Below are 24,559 nucleotides of genomic sequence, written 5' to 3'. Positions count from 1 at the left end.
ATTTACCATTAAAAAACTTATTCGTATCTCAAGGCAGCGGCAGGTTCTACTTTCGCAGCTCGATAAGCGGGGTAAAGGGTTGAAAGTAAAGAAAGCAACAAGGAAAATCCAATGACAAAAATCATTTGAACAAAGGATAATTCTGTCGGTAAAAAAACACCTTGTGGATTTACCGCACTTACAATGTCCGTTAAGTTCAAGGTGACTAAAACACCCAAAATAGCACCGAGTAATGTGCCAACAAATCCCACCAATAATCCTTGATAAATAAACACTGAACGAACTTGGGATTTTGTTAAGCCCTGAGTTTGTAAGATCGCAATTTCCCCTTGTTTATCCACCACCATTAAACTTAATGAGGTGACAATATTGGAAATCGCCACAACAATGATCAAACTAATCAACAAGCCCATCATATTTTTTTCCATTCTCACCGCTTGGAAAAATTCACCTTTTTGGACACGCCAATCCGTGATTTTTTGTGTTGGGAAATATTGAGGGAGTTCTGTAATTTGGAACGGATCATTCAAAAATAAACGATAGCCCTGCGCTTGCTGAGGTTGAATACGCATTAAGCGACCAATATCTGTAATATTAGCAAAGGCTTCATAACCCGATGCTTCGCCATAATCATAATAAATATCGCTAACAGTAAATAAACGCTGCATTGGCACCCGACCGAATGGTGTATATTGGCTATTTTCCGTAATCATCAAACGGATTTTATCCCCAATATTCACGCCCAATTTTTGAGCCAGTTGATCACCAATGACCAATTTAAATTCACCAGTCGGTAAAATTTCATTAAATTTAGTCTGATCAAAAGATTCAACCAAAGGATCATCAGAAAATGATTGAATACCAATAATTTGTCCTGCACTCACGCCTTTTGTCGTTTGATAAATCACATTTGTTGTATTGATCGGCACTGCTTTTTGGACAAAGTGCGGTAAATTTTTTAATGTTTTTTCTGTAGAAATAGGCCTTTCTTCACTCACAATCGCATGAGGAATAGAAGATAGCACCTGTTGTTTTTGGTAACCTTCTAATCCATTCATCACCGAAAGCACGATGATCAATGCCATCACACCTAGCACAATCCCCAGGCTTGCAAGATTAGTCACTAATCGCCCAAAACGATCCGTACTTTTCGCACGCCAATAACGTAGCGCAATATAAAGAGAAATAGGAAAATTCATTATTTTTGATTTAATTGTTGTACAAATTCTTCGATGTTTTGCATTACTTTTCCAACTAATGTTGTCACTGCACTATCACTCGCCCAAGCAATATGCGGGGTGATAATTAAATTAGGCATAGTTTTGGCAGCTAAAATTAACGGATTATCTTTTTCTGGTGGCTCTTTTACCATTACATCCAAAGCCGCTCCGCCTAAATGCCCCGTTTTTAACGCATCAACTAATGCAAGTTCATCAATCAAAGGCCCACGCCCTGTATTAATCAAAAATGCACCTTTTTTCATTTTGGATAAGGTTTCTGCATTAATTAAATTCTTTGTTGTTTCAGTTAATGGGCAATGCAACGTCACAATATCCGCTTGTTTTAATACTTCCTCAAAGGGCGTATAACCTTCACGGCAAACAGTAGCATCTTTGTGTTCTGCATAAAGTACTTTCATTCCCAGTGCATTCGCCAAACGCCCCACTTCTGTCCCTAAGCAACCTTTACCAAATACGCCCAATGTGGAACCGCGCACATCTGTAATTGGGTAATCAAAATAACAAAATTGTTTGCTTTTAGGCCATTTTGCTTCCGATTGATCGCGTAACCAACCTGCCAAGCTGTGTTTTAAAGAAAAAATCAGGCCGATTACGTGTTCTGGCACGGTTGTACTGGAATAACCTGTCACATTACGCACGGCGATTCCCATTTCTTCGGCAGCCACAAGATCAACATTATTTGTACCAGTTGCAGTAATCGCAATCAACTTTAACTTAGGTAATTGTTTTAACGTTTCTCGATCAAAAATGACTTTGCTCGTAATAACAATATCAGCATCTTTCGCTCGTTCAATCGTTTCTGCAGAAGATGTATGCTCATATTCAATCCAAGTATGCTCAAAACTTGGACGAGGAATAGGGATATGTTTCGGGATAGCCGTACTATCTAAAAAGACTATATTCATCATTTCTCCTTTTATATACAAAGTGCGGTCAAAATTAACCGCACTTTTGCTTAAATATTTTCTTAGATTGAGGTATCCAATTCTGGGAAAGATTTTACTAAATCATCAATCGCCTTCATTTGAGAGACAAAGCCTTCAAGAGCAGAAAGTGGTAAAGCTGATGGGCCATCACATTTCGCTTGATTTGGATTTGGATGCGCTTCTAAGAATAAACCTGCAATGCCTACAGCTAAACCTGAACGCGCTAATTCAGTGACTTGTGCACGACGGCCACCTGATGCCGCCCCAAATGGATCACGGCATTGAAGCGAATGGGTTACATCAAAAATAACTGGACTGCCCTTAGAGGCTTTTTTCATCACGCTGAAGCCAAGCATATCCACAATTAAATTATCGTATCCAAAGTTTGTTCCACGATCACAAAGAATGATTTTATCGTTACCACATTCTTCGATTTTTTCCACGATATTGCCCATTTGACCTGGGCTTAAAAATTGTGGTTTTTTCACATTAATCACAGCACCTGTTTTTGCCATCGCTTCAACGAGATCTGTTTGGCGCGCCAAAAAGGCTGGAAGTTGAATAATATCGACAACATCTGCAACTGGCTGACATTGATAGATTTCGTGTACATCGGTAATAATTTTTACCCCAAAGGTATCTTTTAATTCTTGGAAAATTTTTAATCCTTCTTCCATGCCAGGGCCACGGTAAGAATGAATAGACGAACGATTCGCTTTGTCAAAAGAAGCTTTAAACACATAAGGCACGCCAAGTTTCTCTGTCACTTTCACATAAGCTTCACAGACTTGCATTGCCATATCACGGCTTTCAAGTACGTTCATTCCACCAAAAAGCACGAAAGGTTTGTCATTTGCGACATCAATATTGCCGATTTTTACAATTTTATTTTGCATAAATTTTCCTTAAATTAATGGAGGGCAAAAGAGTCTTTATCAATCTCGCCCTTAAGTTCTAAAAGTTGAGTTCGGATTAAAGCCGCAGTTGGGTCTTCCGGACAACGTTCCACAAAAAATTCTAGATCTTTCAATGCTGAAGGGTAAGCGCCCATCTGAGCTAAAACTAAACCGCGATCACGGATGTGATAAGGATCTTCATCATTGCCAATCAATAAATTTTCAATATAACGGTATGCCATGTCATTATGTTCTTCTCGGATGAGCGCATTCTTCGCTAGTTGCTCAAAACGAGAATAAAGTAAAGAAAGATCGGCTCTATCAAGTTCTTCAGGTTGAATTTGAACACCAAAGCCAAATGCGCCTTCATAAAGTTGCTGTAATTTTTCTTGCGATATATAAGTGCCATCCCAAGGATCAATAAAAGCCACTTCATCTCTTACTTCGGCACGCAAAATGAGCTGTGTTGGGAAATTGACAGGATAAATTGGTAAATCTAATACGTCAGCTAAATAAAGCACTATCGCGCCAAGACTCACTGGCATACCTTGACGATGTTGAAACACATAAGGCAAATATAAATTACGAGCATAAAAATAATCTTCTGGATCGCAATGAAAGCCCCAATCACCATAAAATAGCTGTAGTAACTGATGAATCTGCTCTTCTTTCGGCCAATCTGGCGAAATTGCTTTACGCGCTCGACGCACAAACCCACCGATTTTTCCCCGAAGTTGCGCTTCTGATGATCCATCATCTGAGATGGTATTATAAAAGTGCACAAATTGATCGTATAACGCACGTCGATAATATTTCATTACTTCTTCCAAAAACCTAAAGTGACGCGCTCATTGTCGCCATAATCACGCACGGTTTCAACCATTTCCCAATGATTTTCTTGGAAAATTGACCGCACTTTTTCGCCTTGTTGCCATCCATGCTCAAGCAATAATACGCCATTAGAATTCAAATAACTCGGTGCTAATTCAATAATATGACGTAAATCAGCATAACCCGTATCATGAGCAACTAATGCAGAAAGCGGTTCAAAACGCACATCGCCTTGACGTAAATGTTCATCCCGTTCATCAATATAAGGCGGATTGCTGACGATAATCTCAAACTTCCCTGTTATATTTTCAAACCAACGGCTCTGCAAAAATTGTACATTTAGCTTATTTCTTTCTGCATTAGATTGGGCTAACGCCACAACATCGGGCATAAGATCAACACCAATTATTTCTAATGAAATTTGTCGTTTTTGACAAATAGAGGAAAGCTCCGATGCTAATGCTAACGCGATAGCACCTGTGCCAGTACCGAGATCAAGAATACGAAAGTGCGGTGGATTTTGTTCCAGTTTTTCTAACGCAATTTGTAATGCCTTTTCCACTAAAATTTCAGTATCTGGTCTTGGAATCAAGGTGCCTTTTGAGACATTTAATGGCAATGACCAAAATTCTTTTTCGCCAAGAATATAAGCGATAGGTTCGCCTTTTAGACGACGATCTAAAAGTGCGGTCAATTTTAACCGCACTTTTTCATCAATCTCAGTATCATCAAAAGCAAGGATTTGCGTACGCGATTTGCCAGTAGCATGCTGAAGAAGCACAAGCGCATCAATTTTACTATTTTCAGTAGGATTTTTTTGTGCCAAATCCTCAATCGCTTGTGCCAGCCATTCTTTATAATTCATTATTTTTCGTCTTTTAACACAATTGTGCCAGCCAATAAATCAGTTAAAGAACGACGATCATCACGCACAAGTGCAACAATACCGCTAATAATTAATAAGAAACTCGTCCACGCCAATAAAATATCAATAATCTCACGGCCGATGTATTTACCAAATTCAACAGGCTGCTTGGTATGATAATTAAATACTCGCAAGCCTAACCAGCGTTTTGCCATTGTTTGGCCATAAGTTTTCATGAAATATAACTGAAAACCAGCATATACAATCGTCCCCACTACACCGGCAAAATCCCCCAATGCAAAACCGAGACCAACCATCACCCAAAGTACAAGTCCATTAATCATACTCGCAAGCCAGCGTTTAAAACGGCTCGCTTGAGAGGGTTGAGAAGTCTTGAAAGCAGAAGAAAATTCAGCATCTTTTTGATTTTCAATGATCATTTTATTTCCCTGTAAAGTTAAAAAGGACATCTGAAATCAGATGTCCCTATCATTAATTCTGTTCAGACAATGCAGCCAACTGATCCGCTTGATATTCGGTAATAATCGGCTGAATCAATTCATCAATTTTACCATTCATCACTTCATCCAAACGATAAATAGTGAGATTGATACGGTGATCGGTTACTCGACCTTGCGGATAATTATATGTACGAATTTTATCAGAACGATCGCCCGAACCTAATAAGTTACGGCGCATATCTGTTTGTTCTGCAGCTTGGCGTTCTTGCTCTGCTTGAACAATACGTGACGCTAATACCGACATTGCTTTCGCTTTATTTTTGTGCTGTGAACGCTCATCCTGACATTCCACCACAATGCCTGTTGGAATGTGTGTAATACGCACCGCAGAATCCGTTGTATTTACGTGCTGACCACCAGCGCCTGATGAGCGATAAGTATCAATACGCAAATCTGCTGGATTAATTTCTGGCATTTCAGATTCTGGCAATTCCGGCATTACCGCGACGGTACAAGCAGAGGTATGAATACGGCCTTGTGATTCAGTTTTTGGTACACGTTGCACACGGTGACCGCCCGATTCAAATTTAAGCTGGCCATACACGCCTTCGCCACTTACTTTTACGATCACTTCTTTATAACCGCCTTGCTCACTTTCGTTAGCACTTAGCATTTCTACACGCCAGCGTTTACTTTCAGCATATCGACTGTACATACGGAATAAATCACCCGCAAAAATACCCGCTTCATCACCGCCTGTTCCCGCACGGATTTCTAAATAGCAGTTATATTCATCATTAGGATCTTTCGGCAGTAAAAGAATTTGAAGTTGTTGTTCCACTTCTTCAATTTCCACTTTGGATTCTTCGATTTCCATTTGCGCCATTTCTTTCATTTCAGGATCGTCGAGCAATATTTCAGCTTCTTCAATATTTTGATTTAATTGCGTCCAACGATTAAAACATTTCACTACTTCTTCAAGTTGCGAATATTCTTTAGAATACGCACGGAATTTATCCTGATCACTAATTACCGAAACATCGCCCAATAAGGCTTCTAGCTCTTCATAGCGTTCTTTTAAACTTTCTAATTTTGCAATAATGGAATCTTTCATCATTTATAAGTCACCGAAAATAAAATCGGCGTATTCTAGCCGATTTTAGGGAAAATTGACAGTGTCAAAAGTGCGGTTAAAAATCGCCGCTCTTTAAATACGCGTCACATCAAATTTACTTAAATCAATACGATTTTCTGTGCCATAAAAAATAGCAAGGGCATGGCGTAACGTTTCAGCTCGTTTTGGTAAACCCTTTTCCGCATAGATTTTCACTTGTTCATACACGGCTTGTTTAAAAGGCTGTGTATCGCCCGGATTGCCATTCAAATTATCCGCACTAGCAAAATAACGAAAACCTGCCGCTGTCGCCAAAATCCACTCTAATGCTTGCGGTTTAACTTCAACTTTTTCAAAGTCACGCTGGCGTTCTTCTGAACGTCCATCTGGCTCATACCAATAACCAAAATCTTCTAGTTTACGGCGTTCTTTGCCTGCCACTAACCAATGGGCAATTTCGTGCAATGCACTGCTGTAAAAGCCTCGCGCAAAATAAATCGCGTTATAAGGCACTTCATCATTTGCGGGTAAATAAATGGGTTCTTCACCGCCTTTGACTAAGCGAGTGTTGTATTCCTCTTCAAAACATTGATTAAAAATTGCAATAATATCTTCTAATTTATGTTCCATTCTATCGACTCCTAAAAAACCGCGAGATTATATCACCAGAGGCTCATTTGTTCTTGTTTATTTTCTTCAGGTAAATTGACATGTAGCCCAATCAAACGAATCGATCGCCCTTTTGCTCGCATAAAAATTTGAGGAAATAATTGTTGAAAACTCTCCAAAGAAAGTGGCAACCCTGTTTTCTCTAAAGTGGTTACTTGAAAATCTTCAAATTTAAGTTTCACGCCAATTTTACGAAATGCAGATAACGGTATATTACAGCTAACACGTTCAAGGCGACGAATTAACTCGTCATAAAGATTATTCAATAATTCTGAAGCTTGCTCAATTGTGTGAATGTTTTCAATCAACGTCTGTTCTACGCCAACTGATTTACGTTCACGATGGGCTTGTACTTCACGATCATCAATGCCGTGACTAAAATCCCAAATACGTTTACCCGCTTTACCAAATTGATTTAATAAGACGATTTGATCAAAGTTTTGAATGTCAGCACAAGTTTCTAATCCCATATCAAGTAATCGTTGTGATGTTACTTTACCCACACCGGGAATTTTATTTAAAGATAAGGTTTTAATAAATTCACTGACTTCGTTCGGCTTAATCACAAATTGCCCATTAGGTTTATTCATATCCGAGGCGATTTTAGCGAGGAATTTTAAAGGCGCTACCCCTGCCGAAGCAGTTAAATTCAACTCATCAAAAATTGCTTGGCGAATTTCTTGCGCAATCCAAGTCGCTGAGCCTGAACATTTTTGGCAGTGCGTGACATCTAAATAAGCTTCATCTAAAGAAAGTGGTTCAATAATATCGGTGTAACGATGGAAGATTTGATGAATTTGTGCCGAGACTTGTTTATACAACGCCATATTCACAGGCACAAGAATGAGATTAGGACACTTTTTTATGGCTTGGGCCGTTGGCATTGCACTATGCAAACCAAATTTTCTCGCCTCATAATTACAAGTTGTTAATACACCACGTTGACGAGAAGAACCACCTACAGCAACAGGTTTCCCCTGTAAATTAGGATTTTCACGAATCTCAATTGATGCGTAAAAACAATCCATATCAATGTGAATAATTTTTTTATCTTGTGACATAAAAAAAGTGCGGTTAAATATTTTCTAATATTAATCAAGCAAACAACTGTTTAAATATACACTTAAATTAATATCCTTGCAATTTAACCTTTTATAAATGCCCTTTAAAGCAGCAATTCAATCAATCTCAACTTTCCCTACCTTTCTTTTTTTGTTAGACTAACACGCAATTTTGGGGCTGATTCTGGATTCGACGGGATTAGCGAAGCCCAAGGTGCACGTCGAGGTGCGGTAGGCCTCGTAAATAAACCGCAAAAAAATAGTCGCAAACGACGAACAATACGCTTTAGCAGCTTAATAACCTGCATTTAGCCTTCGCGCCCCAGCTTCCGCTCGTAAGACGGGGATAACGCGGAGTCAAACCAAAACGAGATCGTGTGGAAGCCACCGTTTGAGGATCGAAGCACTAAATTGAATCAAACTAGCTTAAGTTTAGCGTGTCTGTCCGCATGCTTAAGTAAAATTAAAGACGAGACTAAACGTGTAGTACTGAAGGTAGAGTAATTTCGGACGGGGGTTCAACTCCCCCCAGCTCCACCACCCCTTTATTTTTCCTATTCTAACTTTTCAATAAAAGCAATAATTTAGTTTTTTTATTGTTTTTCTACTCACCTTAATTTTAGTAACCGTTACCTTGTTTTATTACCTAGTTCATTATTGGCGGAATTAGTCATATTCGTTACTCGATGGGATATGAAATAATAAAGAGAGATTTTATGACCAGAATTAACCTTGTTCCCCCAGCGGAACTTTGCGATCAACATCTACTGGCGGAACATAGAGAGCTAACTCGGATTCCAAATGCTGTTGCGAAAGGAAAATTTAGTTTAAAAGGGCAGCCTGAAAATTATAAATTAGGCGAAGGACATGTACGATTTTTCTTTAATAAACTTGCGTTTTTAAAGCAACGTTACGACTTATTGCATGAAGAGTGTCTTGCTCGTGGTTTCAATGTGCAATATTTTTGGGCTGAAGAGCTACCTGATGATCCTAATCTTTGGCAAAATTATTTGCCCACAGAAAATGCTTTAGCATTAAACCGTGAGCGAATTGCATTGCGTATGCCTGTAAAGGCACGATTTACCGCAAGAAAATAAAGCCCAGAAAGGGCTTTAGCTTCCATTGTTTTGGATGAAATATAATCAGCATCCATACCGACCATTGTACTCTCTATAGTGCGGTAGCCTTCTATACCATTTGGTAGAAATGGTCAGTGATGGATAAACTGCTCCAGCTGTTTTAGGCTATTTTTGGTAAGTTGAGAAATCACTTCACCTATTTAATTTTCCTAAAGTATTGATTTTATCTAATCATTAACAAATTCTTGGCAATGGTTCATTTGTTGGTAAATCTAACAATCGACTTTGTCCAAAAATACCCACTAAACGCACTTTTTTATCGGTTGTCACTTCACCAATCACAGCCGAATTTTCACCTAATGGATGACGACGAAGTGCGGTCAAAATTTCTGATGTTTTTTCAGCTGAAGCAACGATAACCAATTTCCCTTCATTAGCGAAGTTTAATGTTTCAAGACCAAGTAATTCACAAATTCCCCGCACTTCTTGGCGAATAGGTAAGGTTTGTTCATCAATATTCATGCCTAGCTGTTGCGCCTGTGCAAATTCGTGTAAAACAGCATTGACTCCCCCACGGGTCGCATCTCGAACTGCTTTCACACCATCTACTTCGCGTAAATTTTCAATCAATGGATACAGCACGGCGCAATCACTATGAAGATCCGTTTGGATACCCAGATTTTCACGTAAATTTAAGATTGTTGCGCCATGATCCCCAATAGTGCCGCTAACAATGATTGTATCGCCAGCCTGAATGTTATGAACGCCCCAATCCAAATTTTGAGGAATAACACCAATTCCACTGGTATTGATAAAAATCTTATCCACTGCGCCTTTTTGTACCACTTTTGTATCACCAGTAACAACCTGAATGCCCGCTGCTTTTGCGGTTTCTGCCATTGATTGAATAATTGCTTTAAGATCTGCAAGTGGCAATCCTTCTTCCAAAATAAAGCCACAGGATAAATATTTTGGTATCGCACCACACACCGCCACATCATTTGCCGTGCCGCATACCGCTAATTTCCCGATGTTACCACCAGGGAAAAAAATGGGATCAATCACAAAACTATCCGTACTAAATGACAGTATTTCGCCTTGCTTTGCTAATTCGGTTAATGGAATTCTTGCCTGATCTTCCCCTTGCGCCAAAATAGGATTGGCAAAGGCTTCAACAAAATAATCTTGGATCAATTTCTGCATGGCTGCACCACCATTACCGTGCGCCATAGTGATAAATTCACTCATTTTATTCTCTCCGATATTGATAATAGGCTGCACATGCGCCTTCGGAAGAAACCATTAATGCGCCATAAGCATTATCAGGATTACAACCTGTGCCAAATAATGGGCAATCAGATGGTTTACAACGCCCAGTTAAGACATCGCCACAACGAGAATTAGGATCATCTGCCACCTGTTGAGCTTGGCTTTGGAAATAAATTTCGGCATCAAATTCACGATAAGCATCTGTTAATTCCACGCCTGATTGTTCAATTTTTCCTAAGCCACGCCATTCACTGCTTGCTTTAAGCTGGAATACTTCTTGCATTGAACGTTGGGCTAAAGCATTTCCGTGATCATCAACAATGCGTTTATATTGATTTTCGATTTCACAACGGCCATCAACAAATTGCTGCACTAACATCACAATAGCCTGCAAAATATCTAAAGGTTCAAAACCTGTAATCACAAAAGGTTTGTGATATTTATCGACAATCCCTTGATAAGGCGATGAACCAATCACCATACTCACGTGCCCTGGAGCAAGAAAACCATCAATTTTGACTTGATCTTGTGCTAGCAAGCTATGTAACGTTGGAATAATTGTGATGTTTTGGCAAACAATCCAGAAATTTTTTGTTCCGAGTTTTTTGGCTTGTTGAAGCGTCACTGCTGTGCTCGGCATCGTCGTTTCAAATCCTAAGGAAAAAAAGACGACTTTTTTATTCGGATTATTTTGTGCAATATTCAATGCATCCAAAGGTGAATACACAATGCGAACATCTGCGCCTTTCGCTTTTGCTTCTAAAAGCGAACCTTGACGACCTTTCACCCGCATTGCATCACCAAAGGTACAAAAAATGACATCAGGTTTCAGCGCAATTTCAATACAAACATCAATACGCCCCATCGGAAGCACACAGACAGGGCAACCAGGGCCATGAATAAATTCGATACTTTTTGGCAATAGTCGATCCAATCCAAATTTAAAAATAGTATGGGTATGCCCGCCACATACTTCCATTAAATACAATGGATTCTGCGCCGTAAAGTGCGGCATTTTTTCCATCAATTTTTCAAGTTGCGCTACTAAACTACGGGCAAGTTCAGGATCGCGAAATTCATCAACAAATCGCATCGATTATCCTTGTTTACGTTGTTGTTCTAACCAATTTAACCACTCACTGAGACCTTGTTCAGTGGTAGCAGAAAGTTGAATCACTTCAATATTAGGATTCACACGTTTTGCATTGGCAATACATTGTTCTACATCAAATTTCAAGTAAGGTAATAAATCCACTTTATTTAAAATCATCAAACTTGATGCGGCAAACATATGAGGGTATTTAAGCGGTTTATCTTCGCCTTCTGTCACTGATAAAATAACTACTTTCGCTTTTTCACCAAGATCAAATTCAGATGGACAAACTAAATTTCCCACATTTTCGATAAACATAATGCTGTCAGCTTGAGGTCTTAATTTCACCATTGCTTCGCTAATCATTTGTGCATCTAAATGACAACCTTTGCCTGTATTCACTTGAATAGCCGGCACGCCGGTAGCACGAATACGATCTGCATCATTTTCAGTTTGTTGATCGCCTTCGATTACATAACAAGTGCGGTCATTTTTGAGGGCATTTAGCGTCGTCGTTAAAAGAGTGGTTTTGCCTGAACCCGGACTCGATACAAGATTTAAGGCTAAAATATGTTGTTTAGCAAAGAATGCTCGGTTGTGATCCGCTAGTTGATTATTTTTTCCGAGAACATCTTGTTCAATTTTTAACAAACGTTTTTGAGTATCGTCTGCATCGACTGGTTTATTGAAATGAAATGTTGAATGTGAAAAATTTGGCGTACCTGATTGATGACTTCCTTGATCATCATGAGTATGAGGTAATTCACCAATACGGACTTGCTCTGGATGTCCGCAGCCACAGGTTGTACACATAAATCCTCCGTTTTAATGTGCTTATTTGGGCTGAGGTTTCAAACTGACTTTCAACAGAAATGATGTTTAAAACACTCAAAGCCCTTAGCTTTGTCAACAAATTTGCAACAAGCATAGCACAATCAAAATTCGGCTTTTTGATGAAGATCATAAACTGATAATTTCTGTGGCTAATTCGTTAATAAATCCATGATGATGGGATGAAATCAAAATGGGTAAGGAAAGTTCACGCAAAAGTGCGGTCAATTTTTCAGTATTTTTTCGATCTAATCCATTGGTGGGTTCATCTAATAATAAGATTTTTGGCTGCATCGCTAAAACACCCGCAAGTGCGGTGAAATTTTTCTCACCACCAGATAAAGTATGCACCATACGATCTTTTAAACGTGTGATACCAAGACGTTCTAATTGCTGCTCTGCGATATGATACGCCTGCTCTCTGGGCACATTTTGGTTTAATGGTCCAAAGGCAATATCATCCAACACTGTTGGGCCAAAAAGTTGATCATCGGCATTTTGAAAACAAATACCAATCGTGCCACGAAACGGTGCGAAATCTTTTTCTTCACGACAAACTTGGCCAAATAGTTTAATTTCACCTTTGGTTACAGGAACAAATCCCAACAAAGCAAGCAGTAAAGTGGTTTTTCCTGAGCCAATTTCCCCTTGTACGAAAAGACGTTTTTGATCTTCCAAGGTAAAACTCAAATCTTGAATAATCGCTCTACCATTACGTTCTATATAAAGATTATTTACAGCTAACATATTATTTTTCTCTCTTTTTGCCGAACTGAAAACCACGACATTTTAAAGCCATTTGCGCCGTTTCGGCTTTCAGCAGAGCATGAATCAATAATAAAGCGACACTTTGAGCAGTCACATAAAGGGTTCGGCGATTAAGCCCAGGACGAAATCCACGAGCGCGCATGGCAATATCCATTTTTTGACGCAATTCGCCAAGCAGTGCAATGTAACGTATAGTCAGCACAAAAAGTTGAATTAATTTTTCTGGTAAAGGCAATTTACCAATGGCTTGAACAAGCACCGCATCATTAATATTCCACAAAAAAAGCCAAAGCGAAATCAACAATAAATGAGTCCGTAAACTCAATTTTTCTGCTAATTCTATACCTTGAAAATTGAGTTCAATGCCATTTTCTCCAATTTTCCAACTTAATGTCGCCCACATTAAAGCAATAAAAATGATTAAAGCAAACCAACGTTTAAGGTAAGGCAAAAAAGATTTTTGACTGAACTGCAGTGAAATAAAAAAGAGAGAAACTGCAAGCACATTAAGGGGGATAAGCCAAGTGAGATCACTCAATCCACTAATGATTAGCCCCCAGATAAATAGATAAATCAACCTAAAGTGCGGTTGAAATAAGCAGTGAATTTTCATTAAGAGACATTCTCGGTACGATTCATGACTTCAGGATACATTTTACCAAGCAAGGTAATCACCCCTACGCTGATAATACTATCCAGAATAAATACCGGAAGATGAGAGACTAGCAAGAGCCAAACAAGATTCAGATAACTTTTTCCACCATCTAACATCAGCACAAAAGAAGCAAGCGCACCTGCCCCACCAACGCCAATTACGCCAGCTCCAATACCGACTAATAAGCGATCTTTTAAAGCCATGTACGGTTGTAAACGAGAACGGAAAAGATAATGAGCAATCACCGCTGGCGTTGCCATCACACAAAGATTGACGCCTAACACTGCAAATCCGCCAAAAGAAAAGAAGATGACTTGCAATAAAAGTGCGGTAAGAAACGCAGGAAAAACAGCCCACCCAAGGAATAAACCAGCCATGCCATTTAAAATTAAATGCACACTACCAATTCCGACGGGCACATGAATAGTTCCTGCCACAAAAAATGCAGCCGCAAAAAGTGCGGTGAGCGGTAAACGTTCTGATTCTAAACGACGCAACCCCACAGCAATGCCCGCAACAGCAAGTACTGCGCCAGCCAATAAAATAGGCGTATGTAACACGCCTTCAGATAAATGCATTAAATACGTCCTTGTTTAATTTTACGCGCGTTACGTAAAGCAATGAGTCCAGCAATACCAACGATATAACCAATTCCGCCTAAAATATCATGCAAATAAATTTTATCTTTTAAATGCGCAATATCTTCACGAAGAAGCATTAAATCTGCACCGCTTTGATTTTCAGTAGATGTATGAGCGGCAACCACTGACGCACGGTGTCCTTCATCGCCTTCCACCACAACTTTTAAGGTGGTATGTGGCACATCAGCAATAGAAAGCTTAAATGCACCTTGGCGGTCAGTTTTTCCGGTTAAAACAGGATCAGAAACACCTGAGCGGAAAACTTCTAAATAAGTTTCAGCTGCTGGGGTCATATCGGAATAATAGGATTTGCCAGAGAGTGTTTGCCCATCATATTGGGCAAACACATAAAGCGCGTGGGCATAAGCATTCGGGAGATAGCAAGCCGCAAAAAGTGTGGCTAAAAAAACAATTTTCTTCATCCCAAATCCAGATTATTGCGCATCAAAAGTTAACATATATTCTACAGAGCGACGATCGTAATCCGCATTATTAGTTACGTTTTCCTCAAACTCTGCCCATACTTTGTTGAAGCCTTTAGTTGGCGTAAATTGAGCGATACCTTTTTCATTGGTTAAATTGAACGGTGCATCTTCACTCACGCCCACTTTAATACCTTGAACCGGTTTACCATTATGTAACACAAGGATAGAAAGTGGTTTGTTCGCTTGTGCTTTTTCTTGAGGAATCAATTCGTATGCTTGTTGATGAGATTTGAAAGATTCAGCATCCCATTTCAAAATCGCTTTACCAAATTTAACAGGATTGGTACTAAACTCTGCTGTTGGTTCTTCACGTTTTGTTTTTTCAATGTATTTACCGCTTGGTAATTTTGACCATACACCATTATCGAAATGAACGAATACTAAATCTGATTTAGGCATAAGATAGGCTTCGCCATTTCTGAATTGATAGTCAACTGCGGTTAATTTTCCTTGAGCATTTAAAGCTTGGATAGATTTAAGTTTAGATTCTGGATAGGTTTCAGTTTGTTCATGTCCAAATTTCACCACGTATTCACCTTGGGCTGAAGCAGGTTCAAGCCAAACATTGTGCGCGTTAGCAACAGACATACCTAAAAGTGCGGTTAATCCCACTGCGATTTTTTTTAATTCCATTTTGGATGCTCCTTGTTTGTTTTTGTTTAAGAAAATCTGAACGCATGATAAAATATGAAGTAACTTTAGAGTCAAGTCATTTTTTAAGGAAATTGATGAAAATTGGAGCACTTGCTAAAGCCCTAGGCTGTACCGTAGAAACCATTCGTTATTATGAACAACAAGGTTTAATCCCGCCCCCAAAACGCACTTCAGGCAATTTTCGCCAATATAATGAAGAACACTTGCAACGTTTATCATTTATTTGTAACTGTCGAAATTTAGATATTTCATTAAGTGAAATAAAAAGCCTACTGAATTTAAAAAATGCCTCCAAACAACAAGCAGAAGAAATAAATCGTGTGTTAGACAAACATATTAAAGAAGTGGCCACACGAATTCATGAACTTGCCCATTTACGGATGAAATTAATTGAATTACGTGAGAAAACAGTCTCGAATGATGAAGATCCAATGAAATTGCTATTGCAACATAGTGGCGTGAAATTTATGCGATTAAAATAATCGCACTTTTAAGATTACGGCTGACTAGATAAACGCTGTTTTGCTTCCTTATTGCCTAATTCAGCGGCTTTCTTCAGCCATTCCAATGATTTTTCAGGTTGGTTTTGTGATCGATAAATATTACTTAACATCATCATCGCATCCGTATCTTTAGCTCGAGCTGTACGTTCAAAAAGCTTAATGGCTTGCGCTGTATTTTGTTTGACGTAATCGCCACGTAGATACATAACGCCAAGGTTATTTAGCCCTTTCACACTGCCCTTCTCTGCCGCTTCGCTAAACCACCAATAAGCCTTTTCGTAGTCTCTCACCGTGCCACGCCCAAGGTTATATAACATGCCTAGATTGCTTTGAGCGGTGATATTTCCTTCTAAAGCCATCGGATACATAATATCGAAAACAGAGATCCATTGTTGTTTATTGGCAAAGTCTTGTGCCAAATTCATTCTTGCTTGATCATCCATTTTCGAACTCGCTGTAATATCAACGGTTTTTATTGCCCAAATAGGCAAGCTACAAGAAAGTAATACTGTATGAAAAAATAACTTCAGTTTCATTTATAAAGTTGCTATTAAAAGTAAAATAAAAAACACAGCAGTAATCGCAAATTCTGTTAATCCAACTTGCATAACAGAAAGCTTTTTAGTGGGCAGATAAACCGCGCGCACGAATCCGGGAACAAAAGATAATGCTAAAATAAATTGTTGCGAAACTACAAAAATCAGCACACATAATAAGTGAAAAATTACTGACGCCCAAAAATAACGTGGATTTTTTCGCTCACGCATCATTGATTTCACATAAAGTGTTGTTCCAATAAAAAATAATGTTGGATAAATCGCTACCCAAAGCATTTTTTCATCAAAAGTGCGGTCAGAAAAGTAATAAGATCCCATTCCAGCTAGAGCAAAAATTAAGATCCCCGCCAAATCATTCCATAAATTACGCTCATCTTTTTTCTTCGTGAAATAAATGTTTACAGCGACAAACGGCAGCATGGCAAACATAAAATACAGTACTTGCCAATTATAAATTAACGCGGGAATCGCAAAAATCACTGCCGCAGCAAAATAAATCACAGACCATTTTTTGTATAACTCAAGATTTTTACCTTTAAAAAAATTCAAAAAAGGATAAGTCATCAAATAAAGCGAAAACCATCCTAATAATAAAAATACGTGCGCCCATACTGGATTAGCAAGTAACATACCGTAAATAAAAGGCACCAATGCCATAACAATAGCACCATGCTGATTAGAGATAAGCAGTTTCATAATGATTAAATAATTGAGAATAATTGTCGGGTATTCTAGCCTAGTAAAGAGGATTTTACAAAGTAGTAAACGCTATTTAGAATAGAAGAAAATACCCCAAAGGAGAACACTATGACAATTCAACGCATTTTACCCAGCGCACGTTTAAGTGAAGTTTCAATTCATAACAACCTAGCCTATTTTGCAGGGCAAGTTCCAGAATTAACCATCGAGCAAAATGCCTACGAACAAACCAAAGAAGTATTAGGTTTAATTGATAAATTGTTAGCAGAAATTGGCTCCAATAAAAGCAATATTTTAACCGCACAAATTTTCTTAGCAGACATGCAAGATTATGCACAATTAAATCAAGCTTGGGATGAATGGGTCGATCATGTTAGTCCACCAAGTCGAGCGACAGTCGAAGCTAAATTAGCGGATCCTCGTTGGAAAGTTGAAATTGTTATTATTGCAACTTGTTAGTTTTTAAGCCAAATAAACAGGAGAATATTATGGAAAATTGGACAAATGAAATTTGGGGAGCGATTGGTATCGCTTTTATTGTTGGATTATTTATTGGTTACATTATTGTGCGTTTAACCAAAGGCTCCGTAAAACATCAAGCCAAGACAGAAGCTGAATTAAAAATAGTCAAAACGCAACTTGATACACAAAAGGCGCAAATCGAAAAACATTTTGCAGAAAGTGCTGAATTATTCAAAACCTTAATTAACGATTATCAAAAACTTTATCGCCACTACGCAACCTCCTCCAATAATTTACTGGGCGAAAAAGATCAAAAAGGTTTATTCACCCAACAGTTGATTACTGCAACAGATAAATCTCAAAATGAACAGCCTAGAGATTATTCAGAGGGTGCATCAGGCTTATTTAAAGAAAATAAAGAAGAAAATTAAAAAGTGCGGCTAAAAATAGAAATGTTTTTAGCCGTTTTTATATAGAAACAATTTTTTGCTCTCTTATATCACTCATAAAACCTAGATAAAACAAAACCCCGCGATTAGTTTCGCGGGGTTATGAAAGGGTTAGATGGTGCGACTAGCTGGACTCGAACCAGTGACCCCCACCATGTCAAGGTGGTGCTCTAACCAACTGAGCTATAGTCGCACTGTATAAATTGTCTGGAATTATAGATATTTTTAATCTGAAAACAAGTATTTTTCTTAAAACTCGAGATAACTGACAAAAAAGTAAACAGTATTGCCTTAAATAACAGGGCTATTTTTGATTTCCCAAATTTTTAAGCGTATAATGCGCACCGATTTTCATCTGGCTAATATATAGCCAAGTAAAAATAGTATCTTTAAAATTTTGTAATTATTGACGGAGTAAATAATGTCTAGAAGACTAAGAAGAACGAAGATTGTATGTACTATGGGCCCATCAACTGACCGTGATAACAATCTTGAAAAAATTATCGCAGCGGGCGCTAACGTAGTTCGTATGAACTTCTCTCACGGTACACCTGATGACCATATTGAACGAGCTGAACGTGTACGTTCTATCGCGAAAAAATTAGGTAAAACCGTGGCAATCTTAGGTGATTTACAAGGTCCTAAAATTCGTGTATCTACTTTTAAAGACGGTAAAATTTTCTTAAGTGTTGGTGATAAATTCATTCTTGATGCAGAATTACCAAAAGGCGAAGGTACACAAGAATCTGTTGGTTTAGACTATAAAACGCTTCCACAAGATGTTGTTCCTGGCGACATTCTTTTATTAGATGATGGCCGTGTTCAATTGAAAGTATTATCAACTGATGGTGCAAAAGTATTCACTGAAGTGACTGTTGGTGGTCCATTATCAAATAATAAAGGTATCAACAAATTAGGCGGCGGTTTATCTGCAGAAGCATTAACAGAAAAAGATAAAGCAGACATTATTACCGCTGCACGCATTGGCGTTGATTTCTTAGCCGTTTCTTTCCCTCGTTCAAGTGCTGACCTAAATTATGCGCGTGAACTTGCACAACAAGCTGGTTTAAATGCAAAAATCATTGCTAAAGTTGAACGTGCAGAAACGGTGGCTAATGAGGAAGCAATGGACGATATCATTTTAGCATCTGACGTAATTATGGTTGCTCGTGGTGACTTAGGTGTAGAAATCGGTGATCCTGAATTAGTCGGCGTACAGAAAAAATTAATCCGTCGTTCACGTCAATTAAATCGTGCTGTAATTACAGCGACTCAAATGATGGAATCAATGATTAGCAACCCAATGCCAACTCGTGCTGAAGTGATGGACGTTGCAAACGCAGTATTAGATGGTACTGATGCAGTTATGCTTTCTGCAGAAACAGCAGCAGGTCAATATCCTTCTGAAACAGTAGCGGCAATGGCTGGCGTATGTTTAGGTGCAGAAAAAATGCCAAGTATTAACGTTTCTCGTCACCGTATGGATAAAGAATTTGAAACCATTGAAGAATCTGTTGCGATGTCTGCAATGTATGCTGCAAACCACATGAAAGGTGTGGTGGCAATCGTCACTTTAACTAGCACAGGCCGTACTCCATTATTAATGTCACGCATTAGCTCTGGCTTACCAATCTTTGCGTTATCTCGTAATCAAGAAACTTTAAACCTTTGTGCACTATACCGTGGTGTAACTCCAGTTTATCATGATGAAGATAGCCGTACAGAAACCAGTGCAAAAGTAGCACTTCAATCATTAAAAGAAAAAGGTTACTTATCTACTGGTGATTTAGTGCTTGTTACTCACGGTGGTCAAGGTGCGACACAAACCAACGTATGTCGTACATTAATTGTTGAATAATCAACAATATGAATACTTTAAAATGAAAGAGCGGTGGATTTTTCCACCGTTTTTTATTTCCTTTTTTCACCGCACTTTTCACTTAAATCCAATAGATATTTGCGGTATCATAGACGACATTCTAGTATCGAAATAAGTCCTATGGCATCACAACCTCAAATCAAATCTTCTGACAAAAAAACAGCACAAATAAGTATTCCACCGCACTCACTTGAGGCTGAACAAGCCGTGTTGGGTGGCATCATGCTGAGCAATCAACATTGGGATGGTATTGCTGAACGTGTGATTGCTGACGATTTTTATACTTTTCAGCATCGTCTAATTTTTACAGAAATGGAACATCTAATGCGTAATCAATCGCCTATTGATTTAATTACGCTAGATCAAGCCTTAAGAAACCGTGGTGTAAGCGATGAAGTGGGTGGGTTTGCTTATCTAGCAGAGCTTTCCAATAATACTCCGAACGCCATTAATATTTTGGCTTATGCGGATATTGTGAGAGAAAAAGCCATATTACGAGAACTTATTTCGGTAGGAAATCGTATTGCTGAAAATAGCTATTCTCCCAAAGGACAAGACATCAAGTTAATTCTTGATGAAGCAGAGCGTGAAGTATTTGCGATTGCAGAAAAACGGACGACTTCTAGCGAAGGTCCACAAAATGTGATCAATGTTCTGGAAAGTACTATTGAAAAAATCGATATTTTGAGCAAACTTGAAAATCATTCAGGCGTAACGGGCATTACGACCGGTTTCACTGATCTTGATAAAAAAACGGCAGGTTTACAGCCTTCTGACTTAATTATCGTGGCGGCACGTCCGTCAATGGGTAAAACTACTTTCGCCATGAACCTTTGCGAAAATGCCGCAATGGCAAGTGAAAAACCTGTTTTAGTATTTAGTTTAGAAATGCCAGCAGAACAAATTATGATGCGTATGATCGCATCACTTGCTCGCGTTGATCAAACTAAAATCCGAACAGGTCAAAATTTAGATGAGATCGAGTGGAACAAAATTGCTAGCGTAGTTGGGATGTTCAAGCAAAAAAATAATCTTTATATCGATGACTCTTCAGGCCTAACGCCTACTGATGTTCGTTCCCGCGCACGCCGAGTTTATCGTGAAAATGCTGGATTAAGTATGATCATGGTGGATTATTTGCAATTAATGCGCGCACCCGCATTTTCAGATAACCGAACACTAGAAATCGCAGAAATATCCCGTTCCCTCAAAGCGCTCGCCAAAGAATTACAAGTGCCAGTAGTCGCGCTTTCTCAATTAAATCGTACTTTAGAACAACGTGCAGACAAACGCCCTGTAAACTCAGATTTACGTGAATCAGGCTCCATTGAGCAAGATGCAGACTTGATTATGTTTATTTACCGAGATGAAGTCTATAACGATAACTCGGAAGATAAAGGTGTTGCAGAAATTATTATCGGTAAACAACGTAACGGCCCGATTGGTCGAGTGCGGTTAAAATTTAATGGACAATTCTCACGCTTCGACAATCTCGCCGAACAACGTGAATATCATGATGATTATTAAGGAATAACAATGAATGTAAAACCGGCGACAGCGAAAATTAGCTCGCACGCCTTAAAACAAAATTTAGAAATAATTAAACAAAAAGCACCAAATAGTAAAATCATCGCAGTGGTTAAAGCAAACGCCTATGGTCACGGCGTTGTGTTTGTCGCATCAACTTTAGAACAAAATGTCGATTGCTTTGGCGTGGCTCGTTTAGAAGAGGCTCTGGCATTACGTTCCAATGGTATTACTAAACCGATTTTATTGCTTGAAGGCTTTTTTAATGAACAAGATTTGCCCGTCTTAGCGGTCAATAATATCGAAACTATCGTACATAATCGTGAACAATTGGAAGCACTAAAACGTGCGAATTTACCAAGTCCAATTAAAGTTTGGTTAAAAATAGACACAGGCATGCATCGTTTAGGTGTTTCATTAGATGAAGTGGATTTTTTCTATAATGAACTTAAAAAACTTCCATATATTCAACCGCACTTAGGCTTTGTTAGCCATTTTAGCCGCGCTGATGAATTAGAATCCAATTATACCCAACTTCAAATCAACCGCTTTTTATCCGCCACAAAAGATAAACAAGGTGAACGTACTATTGCGGCATCAGGTGGCATTCTTTTCTGGCCTGAATCTCATCTGGAATGTATCCGCCCAGGTATTATTATGTATGGCATTTCACCAACTGATACCGTCGGTGCTGAGTTTGGTTTAACGCCAGTGATGAATTTAACTTCATCATTGATTGCTGTTCGCAACCATAAACAAGGTGAACCAGTTGGGTACGGTGGCATTTGGACAAGTTCGCATAATACAAAAATCGGTGTTGTGGCTATTGGTTATGGCGATGGATATCCTAGAGATGTGCCTGAAGGCACGCCTGTTTATTTGAATGGTCGTATCGTGCCAATCGTTGGAAGGGTTTCAATGGATATGTTAACCGTTGATTTAGGACCTGATAGCCAAGATGAAGTAGGTGATGAAGTAATTCTATGGGGTAAGGAATTACCTATTGAAACCGTAGCTAAATTCACAGGAATTTTAAGCTATGAGCTAATTACAAAATTAACACCGCGTGTTATAACTGAATATGTTGATTAATCTGTTAATCACTGCATTTTCTGAAGAGAGGGATTCACTCCCTCTCTGATAGAAACCCTAGAAAGTGCGGTTAAAATTTTGATTATTTTTAATGAAAGGAAATACCATGAAAAACATTAACCCGACTCACACCCATGCGTGGAAATCTCTCGAAGCACATAAAGCTGAATTGTCAAACACCACCATCCAAGATTTATTTAAACAAGAAAAAAATCGTTTTGACGATTATTCTTTAACATTCAATAACCAAATTCTTGTAGATTTTTCCAAAAACAATATCAATCAAACAACCCTTTCACATCTTCGCCAACTTGCTCAAGAATGTTCTCTTGATAGCGCAAAAGAAGCAATGTTTACAGGTGAAAAAATCAATCGTACTGAAAATCGGGCTGTACTACATACCGCACTCCGCAATCGTGCTAATACTCCAGTGCTTGTTGATGGTAAAGATGTCATGCCTGAAGTCAATGCTGTGCTAGATAAAATGAAAGATTTCTGTCAGCGTATTATTTCTGGTGAATGGAAAGGCTATACAGGAAAAGCGATTACTGATGTCGTGAATATTGGTATTGGCGGATCTGATTTAGGCCCTTATATGGTAACAGAAGCGCTTCGCCCATATAAAAATCACCTAAATATGCACTTTGTTTCAAATGTCGATGGTACACATATTGCGGAAACCTTAAAAAAAGTCAATCCAGAAACCACGCTTTTCTTAGTGGCATCTAAAACGTTTACCACTCAAGAAACCATGACAAATGCGCAAAGTGCACGTGATTGGTTACTAAAAGCAGCGAAAGATGAAAGTGCGGTTGCAAAACATTTTGCAGCGTTATCAACCAATGCTAAAGATGTAGAAAAATTTGGTATTGATACCAATAACATGTTTGAATTTTGGGATTGGGTTGGCGGTCGTTACTCTTTATGGTCAGCTATTGGTCTTTCAATTGCACTATCAATTGGCTTTGAAAACTTTGAAGAGTTATTGAATGGCGCGCATGAAATGGATAAACATTTCCGTTCTACTCCAATTGAAAAAAATATTCCAACCACCTTAGCATTAGTTGGCTTATGGAATACCAATTTCCTTGGTGCACAAACAGAAGCGATCTTACCTTATGATCAATATTTACATCGTTTCGCAGCCTATTTCCAACAAGGTAATATGGAATCAAATGGTAAATATGTGGATCGTGATGGCAATGTCATTAACAATTACCAAACTGGCCCAATCATTTGGGGAGAACCAGGTACAAACGGACAACATGCGTTCTATCAATTAATTCACCAGGGCACTACTTTAATTCCTTGTGATTTTATTGCGCCAGCCCAAAGCCATAATTCCTTGGCGGATCATCATAATAAATTGCTTTCTAACTTCTTCGCACAAACAGAAGCATTAGCGTTCGGAAAAACAAAACAGGAAGTCGAGGCTGAATTTGTAAAAGCAGGTAAATCTTTAGATGATGTAAAAAATATTGTTCCATTTAAAGTATTCACTGGTAATAAGCCAACTAATTCGATTCTCGTTCAAAAAATCACTCCATTTACCTTGGGGGCATTAATTGCTATGTATGAACATAAAATCTTTGTACAAGGTGTGATTTTCAATATCTTTAGTTTCGATCAATGGGGTGTAGAACTAGGCAAACAACTTGCAAACAGAATTCTTCCTGAATTAACAAATTCTGAAAAAGTAGCAAGTCATGACAGTTCAACCAATGGGTTAATTAATCAATTTAAAGCATGGCGTTAATTGTTTATTTAATATAAAAGATTTAAACAATTATAATTTTATATCAAGGACTAAATTCCATATTTATTATAGGATTTAGTCCTTTAATTTATCTTT

27 protein-coding genes, 1 tRNA gene and 1 other RNA gene are annotated in these 24,559 nt (G+C 38.5%); 9 read left to right on the top strand and 20 right to left on the bottom strand.

Translation table 11 applies throughout. The features are described from left to right. Positions 1–17: 17 nt before the first annotated feature. The 9 genes from AC6H0J_RS05950 to dinB all read right to left on the bottom strand — a co-directional run bounded on the left by AC6H0J_RS05950 (position 18) and on the right by dinB (position 8,064). Complete coding sequence (locus AC6H0J_RS05950; protein WP_005629018.1) at positions 18–1,199, bottom strand: lipoprotein-releasing ABC transporter permease subunit; 1,182 nt, start codon at positions 1,197–1,199, stop codon at positions 18–20. Then, the gene (locus tag AC6H0J_RS05945) at positions 1,199–2,146 is read right to left on the bottom strand and encodes a 2-hydroxyacid dehydrogenase (protein ID WP_118816970.1); all 948 of its coding nucleotides are present in this window, start codon (positions 2,144–2,146) and stop codon (positions 1,199–1,201) included. The genes AC6H0J_RS05950 and AC6H0J_RS05945 overlap by 1 nt, the downstream gene beginning before the upstream one ends. A 62-nt stretch (positions 2,147–2,208) precedes the next feature. Beyond that, positions 2,209–3,063: a 3-deoxy-8-phosphooctulonate synthase gene (kdsA, locus tag AC6H0J_RS05940; RefSeq protein WP_005629022.1), complete on the bottom strand. Its 855-nt coding sequence runs from the start codon at positions 3,061–3,063 to the stop codon at positions 2,209–2,211. A 14-nt stretch (positions 3,064–3,077) separates the two neighbouring features. Further along, entirely contained in the window at positions 3,078–3,881 is an 804-nt protein-coding gene (locus AC6H0J_RS05935) for a SirB1 family protein (RefSeq protein WP_005629024.1), read from the bottom strand. After that, the gene (gene prmC / locus AC6H0J_RS05930) at positions 3,881–4,759 is read right to left on the bottom strand and encodes a peptide chain release factor N(5)-glutamine methyltransferase (protein ID WP_005629026.1); all 879 of its coding nucleotides are present in this window, start codon (positions 4,757–4,759) and stop codon (positions 3,881–3,883) included. The genes AC6H0J_RS05935 and prmC overlap by 1 nt, the downstream gene beginning before the upstream one ends. Further along, positions 4,759–5,199: an RDD family protein gene (locus AC6H0J_RS05925; protein WP_497513124.1), complete on the bottom strand. Its 441-nt coding sequence runs from the start codon at positions 5,197–5,199 to the stop codon at positions 4,759–4,761. Before AC6H0J_RS05925 ends, prmC begins: the two co-directional genes overlap by 1 nt. 52 nt (positions 5,200–5,251) lie before the next feature. After that, complete coding sequence (gene prfA / locus AC6H0J_RS05920; RefSeq protein WP_032825771.1) at positions 5,252–6,334, bottom strand: peptide chain release factor 1; 1,083 nt, start codon at positions 6,332–6,334, stop codon at positions 5,252–5,254. 93 nt (positions 6,335–6,427) lie between these two features. Continuing rightward, the gene (locus tag AC6H0J_RS05915; protein WP_005629032.1) at positions 6,428–6,964 is read right to left on the bottom strand and encodes an elongation factor P hydroxylase; all 537 of its coding nucleotides are present in this window, start codon (positions 6,962–6,964) and stop codon (positions 6,428–6,430) included. A 32-nt stretch (positions 6,965–6,996) separates the two neighbouring features. Continuing rightward, the gene (gene dinB, locus AC6H0J_RS05910; protein ID WP_005629034.1) at positions 6,997–8,064 is read right to left on the bottom strand and encodes a DNA polymerase IV; all 1,068 of its coding nucleotides are present in this window, start codon (positions 8,062–8,064) and stop codon (positions 6,997–6,999) included. 174 nt (positions 8,065–8,238) lie between these two features. Here dinB and ssrA point away from each other — a divergent pair. Next, positions 8,239–8,604, top strand: a transfer-messenger RNA (tmRNA) gene (ssrA, locus tag AC6H0J_RS05905). A 176-nt stretch (positions 8,605–8,780) separates the two neighbouring features. Continuing rightward, positions 8,781–9,161 carry a pyrimidine dimer DNA glycosylase/endonuclease V gene (locus AC6H0J_RS05900; RefSeq protein WP_005629036.1) on the top strand — a complete coding sequence of 127 codons (381 nt, stop codon included), beginning with the start codon at positions 8,781–8,783 and terminating at the stop codon, positions 9,159–9,161. Positions 9,162–9,377: 216 nt separating this feature from the next. Here the strand turns inward: AC6H0J_RS05900 and hypE are convergent, their stop codons facing one another. The 8 genes from hypE to AC6H0J_RS05860 all read right to left on the bottom strand — a co-directional run bounded on the left by hypE (position 9,378) and on the right by AC6H0J_RS05860 (position 15,518). Continuing rightward, positions 9,378–10,391 (bottom strand): hydrogenase expression/formation protein HypE, encoded by a 1,014-nt coding sequence (gene hypE, locus AC6H0J_RS05895; protein ID WP_497513121.1) that lies wholly within the window; start codon positions 10,389–10,391, stop codon positions 9,378–9,380. 1 nt (position 10,392) lies between these two features. Beyond that, a complete protein-coding gene (hypD, locus tag AC6H0J_RS05890; protein WP_005629040.1) occupies positions 10,393–11,505 on the bottom strand; it encodes a hydrogenase formation protein HypD in 1,113 nt (370 codons plus the stop codon). Positions 11,506–11,508: 3 nt separating this feature from the next. After that, complete coding sequence (gene hypB / locus AC6H0J_RS05885; RefSeq protein ID WP_005645020.1) at positions 11,509–12,318, bottom strand: hydrogenase nickel incorporation protein HypB; 810 nt, start codon at positions 12,316–12,318, stop codon at positions 11,509–11,511. A 147-nt stretch (positions 12,319–12,465) separates the two neighbouring features. After that, a complete protein-coding gene (locus AC6H0J_RS05880) occupies positions 12,466–13,083 on the bottom strand; it encodes an energy-coupling factor ABC transporter ATP-binding protein (RefSeq protein WP_005629044.1) in 618 nt (205 codons plus the stop codon). Between the two features lies 1 nt (position 13,084). Next, complete coding sequence (locus AC6H0J_RS05875; protein WP_497513120.1) at positions 13,085–13,717, bottom strand: energy-coupling factor transporter transmembrane component T family protein; 633 nt, start codon at positions 13,715–13,717, stop codon at positions 13,085–13,087. Continuing rightward, positions 13,717–14,337 carry a cobalt transporter CbiM gene (gene cbiM / locus AC6H0J_RS05870; RefSeq protein ID WP_005629046.1) on the bottom strand — a complete coding sequence of 207 codons (621 nt, stop codon included), beginning with the start codon at positions 14,335–14,337 and terminating at the stop codon, positions 13,717–13,719. The genes AC6H0J_RS05875 and cbiM overlap by 1 nt, the downstream gene beginning before the upstream one ends. Next, on the bottom strand, positions 14,337–14,822 hold the full coding sequence (locus tag AC6H0J_RS05865; protein WP_005629047.1) for an HI_1622 family ECF transport-associated protein: 486 nt from the start codon (positions 14,820–14,822) through the stop codon (positions 14,337–14,339). Before AC6H0J_RS05865 ends, cbiM begins: the two co-directional genes overlap by 1 nt. 12 nt (positions 14,823–14,834) lie before the next feature. Next, positions 14,835–15,518, bottom strand: coding sequence for a DUF4198 domain-containing protein (locus AC6H0J_RS05860; RefSeq protein WP_005629048.1), 684 nt, complete (start codon positions 15,516–15,518; stop codon positions 14,835–14,837). A 95-nt stretch (positions 15,519–15,613) separates the two neighbouring features. Here AC6H0J_RS05860 and AC6H0J_RS05855 point away from each other — a divergent pair, with 95 nt between their 5' ends. Continuing rightward, a complete protein-coding gene (locus AC6H0J_RS05855) occupies positions 15,614–16,021 on the top strand; it encodes a Cd(II)/Pb(II)-responsive transcriptional regulator (protein WP_005629049.1) in 408 nt (135 codons plus the stop codon). A gap of 14 nt (positions 16,022–16,035) precedes the next feature. Here the strand turns inward: AC6H0J_RS05855 and AC6H0J_RS05850 are convergent, their stop codons facing one another. Together AC6H0J_RS05850 and AC6H0J_RS05845 are read right to left on the bottom strand one after the other, a co-directional pair. Further along, entirely contained in the window at positions 16,036–16,578 is a 543-nt protein-coding gene (locus AC6H0J_RS05850; RefSeq protein WP_005629051.1) for a tetratricopeptide repeat protein, read from the bottom strand. Next, entirely contained in the window at positions 16,579–17,295 is a 717-nt protein-coding gene (locus AC6H0J_RS05845) for a YwiC-like family protein (RefSeq protein WP_005629053.1), read from the bottom strand. It abuts the gene before it with no gap. 111 nt (positions 17,296–17,406) lie between these two features. Between AC6H0J_RS05845 and AC6H0J_RS05840 the strand changes: the two genes are divergently transcribed. After that, positions 17,407–17,757: a RidA family protein gene (locus AC6H0J_RS05840; protein ID WP_005629055.1), complete on the top strand. Its 351-nt coding sequence runs from the start codon at positions 17,407–17,409 to the stop codon at positions 17,755–17,757. A 29-nt stretch (positions 17,758–17,786) separates the two neighbouring features. Next, the gene (locus AC6H0J_RS05835; protein WP_005629056.1) at positions 17,787–18,191 is read left to right on the top strand and encodes a Z-ring associated ZapG family protein; all 405 of its coding nucleotides are present in this window, start codon (positions 17,787–17,789) and stop codon (positions 18,189–18,191) included. Positions 18,192–18,325: 134 nt separating this feature from the next. On the opposite strand, the gene AC6H0J_RS05830 is transcribed toward AC6H0J_RS05835, so the two are convergent. Continuing rightward, positions 18,326–18,402: transfer RNA gene (locus AC6H0J_RS05830), tRNA-Val, on the bottom strand. 228 nt (positions 18,403–18,630) lie between these two features. Here AC6H0J_RS05830 and pyk point away from each other — a divergent pair. The 4 genes from pyk to pgi all read left to right on the top strand — a co-directional run bounded on the left by pyk (position 18,631) and on the right by pgi (position 24,463). Further along, complete coding sequence (gene pyk / locus AC6H0J_RS05825) at positions 18,631–20,067, top strand: pyruvate kinase (RefSeq protein WP_118816979.1); 1,437 nt, start codon at positions 18,631–18,633, stop codon at positions 20,065–20,067. 132 nt (positions 20,068–20,199) lie between these two features. After that, positions 20,200–21,615 (top strand): replicative DNA helicase, encoded by a 1,416-nt coding sequence (locus AC6H0J_RS05820; RefSeq protein WP_268988379.1) that lies wholly within the window; start codon positions 20,200–20,202, stop codon positions 21,613–21,615. 9 nt (positions 21,616–21,624) lie between these two features. Next, on the top strand, positions 21,625–22,707 hold the full coding sequence (alr, locus tag AC6H0J_RS05815) for an alanine racemase (RefSeq protein WP_118816980.1): 1,083 nt from the start codon (positions 21,625–21,627) through the stop codon (positions 22,705–22,707). Positions 22,708–22,813: 106 nt separating this feature from the next. Next, positions 22,814–24,463 carry a glucose-6-phosphate isomerase gene (pgi, locus tag AC6H0J_RS05810; protein ID WP_497513115.1) on the top strand — a complete coding sequence of 550 codons (1,650 nt, stop codon included), beginning with the start codon at positions 22,814–22,816 and terminating at the stop codon, positions 24,461–24,463. Positions 24,464–24,559: the final 96 nt, after the last annotated feature.

This window comes from Haemophilus sp. THUN1691 (assembly GCF_059704425.1).
This window is presented reverse-complemented; position numbering and strand designations above follow the sequence as displayed.

What these genes read in the sequence shown, in the direction of transcription:
- AC6H0J_RS05950 (WP_005629018.1), bottom strand. Translation starts at nt 1,199, where the DNA reads ATGAATTTTCCTATTTCTCTTTATATTGCGCTACGTTATTGGCGTGCG.
- AC6H0J_RS05945 (WP_118816970.1), bottom strand. Translation starts at nt 2,146, where the DNA reads ATGAATATAGTCTTTTTAGATAGTACGGCTATCCCGAAACATATCCCT.
- kdsA (WP_005629022.1), bottom strand. Translation starts at nt 3,063, where the DNA reads ATGCAAAATAAAATTGTAAAAATCGGCAATATTGATGTCGCAAATGAC.
- AC6H0J_RS05935 (WP_005629024.1), bottom strand. Translation starts at nt 3,881, where the DNA reads ATGAAATATTATCGACGTGCGTTATACGATCAATTTGTGCACTTTTAT.
- prmC (WP_005629026.1), bottom strand. Translation starts at nt 4,759, where the DNA reads ATGAATTATAAAGAATGGCTGGCACAAGCGATTGAGGATTTGGCACAA.
- AC6H0J_RS05925 (WP_497513124.1), bottom strand. Translation starts at nt 5,199, where the DNA reads ATGATCATTGAAAATCAAAAAGATGCTGAATTTTCTTCTGCTTTCAAG.
- prfA (WP_032825771.1), bottom strand. Translation starts at nt 6,334, where the DNA reads ATGAAAGATTCCATTATTGCAAAATTAGAAAGTTTAAAAGAACGCTAT.
- AC6H0J_RS05915 (WP_005629032.1), bottom strand. Translation starts at nt 6,964, where the DNA reads ATGGAACATAAATTAGAAGATATTATTGCAATTTTTAATCAATGTTTT.
- dinB (WP_005629034.1), bottom strand. Translation starts at nt 8,064, where the DNA reads ATGTCACAAGATAAAAAAATTATTCACATTGATATGGATTGTTTTTAC.
- AC6H0J_RS05900 (WP_005629036.1), top strand. Translation starts at nt 8,781, where the DNA reads ATGACCAGAATTAACCTTGTTCCCCCAGCGGAACTTTGCGATCAACAT.
- hypE (WP_497513121.1), bottom strand. Translation starts at nt 10,391, where the DNA reads ATGAGTGAATTTATCACTATGGCGCACGGTAATGGTGGTGCAGCCATG.
- hypD (WP_005629040.1), bottom strand. Translation starts at nt 11,505, where the DNA reads ATGCGATTTGTTGATGAATTTCGCGATCCTGAACTTGCCCGTAGTTTA.
- hypB (WP_005645020.1), bottom strand. Translation starts at nt 12,318, where the DNA reads ATGTGTACAACCTGTGGCTGCGGACATCCAGAGCAAGTCCGTATTGGT.
- AC6H0J_RS05880 (WP_005629044.1), bottom strand. Translation starts at nt 13,083, where the DNA reads ATGTTAGCTGTAAATAATCTTTATATAGAACGTAATGGTAGAGCGATT.
- AC6H0J_RS05875 (WP_497513120.1), bottom strand. Translation starts at nt 13,717, where the DNA reads ATGAAAATTCACTGCTTATTTCAACCGCACTTTAGGTTGATTTATCTA.
- cbiM (WP_005629046.1), bottom strand. Translation starts at nt 14,337, where the DNA reads ATGCATTTATCTGAAGGCGTGTTACATACGCCTATTTTATTGGCTGGC.
- AC6H0J_RS05865 (WP_005629047.1), bottom strand. Translation starts at nt 14,822, where the DNA reads ATGAAGAAAATTGTTTTTTTAGCCACACTTTTTGCGGCTTGCTATCTC.
- AC6H0J_RS05860 (WP_005629048.1), bottom strand. Translation starts at nt 15,518, where the DNA reads ATGGAATTAAAAAAAATCGCAGTGGGATTAACCGCACTTTTAGGTATG.
- AC6H0J_RS05855 (WP_005629049.1), top strand. Translation starts at nt 15,614, where the DNA reads ATGAAAATTGGAGCACTTGCTAAAGCCCTAGGCTGTACCGTAGAAACC.
- AC6H0J_RS05850 (WP_005629051.1), bottom strand. Translation starts at nt 16,578, where the DNA reads ATGAAACTGAAGTTATTTTTTCATACAGTATTACTTTCTTGTAGCTTG.
- AC6H0J_RS05845 (WP_005629053.1), bottom strand. Translation starts at nt 17,295, where the DNA reads ATGAAACTGCTTATCTCTAATCAGCATGGTGCTATTGTTATGGCATTG.
- AC6H0J_RS05840 (WP_005629055.1), top strand. Translation starts at nt 17,407, where the DNA reads ATGACAATTCAACGCATTTTACCCAGCGCACGTTTAAGTGAAGTTTCA.
- AC6H0J_RS05835 (WP_005629056.1), top strand. Translation starts at nt 17,787, where the DNA reads ATGGAAAATTGGACAAATGAAATTTGGGGAGCGATTGGTATCGCTTTT.
- pyk (WP_118816979.1), top strand. Translation starts at nt 18,631, where the DNA reads ATGTCTAGAAGACTAAGAAGAACGAAGATTGTATGTACTATGGGCCCA.
- alr (WP_118816980.1), top strand. Translation starts at nt 21,625, where the DNA reads ATGAATGTAAAACCGGCGACAGCGAAAATTAGCTCGCACGCCTTAAAA.
- pgi (WP_497513115.1), top strand. Translation starts at nt 22,814, where the DNA reads ATGAAAAACATTAACCCGACTCACACCCATGCGTGGAAATCTCTCGAA.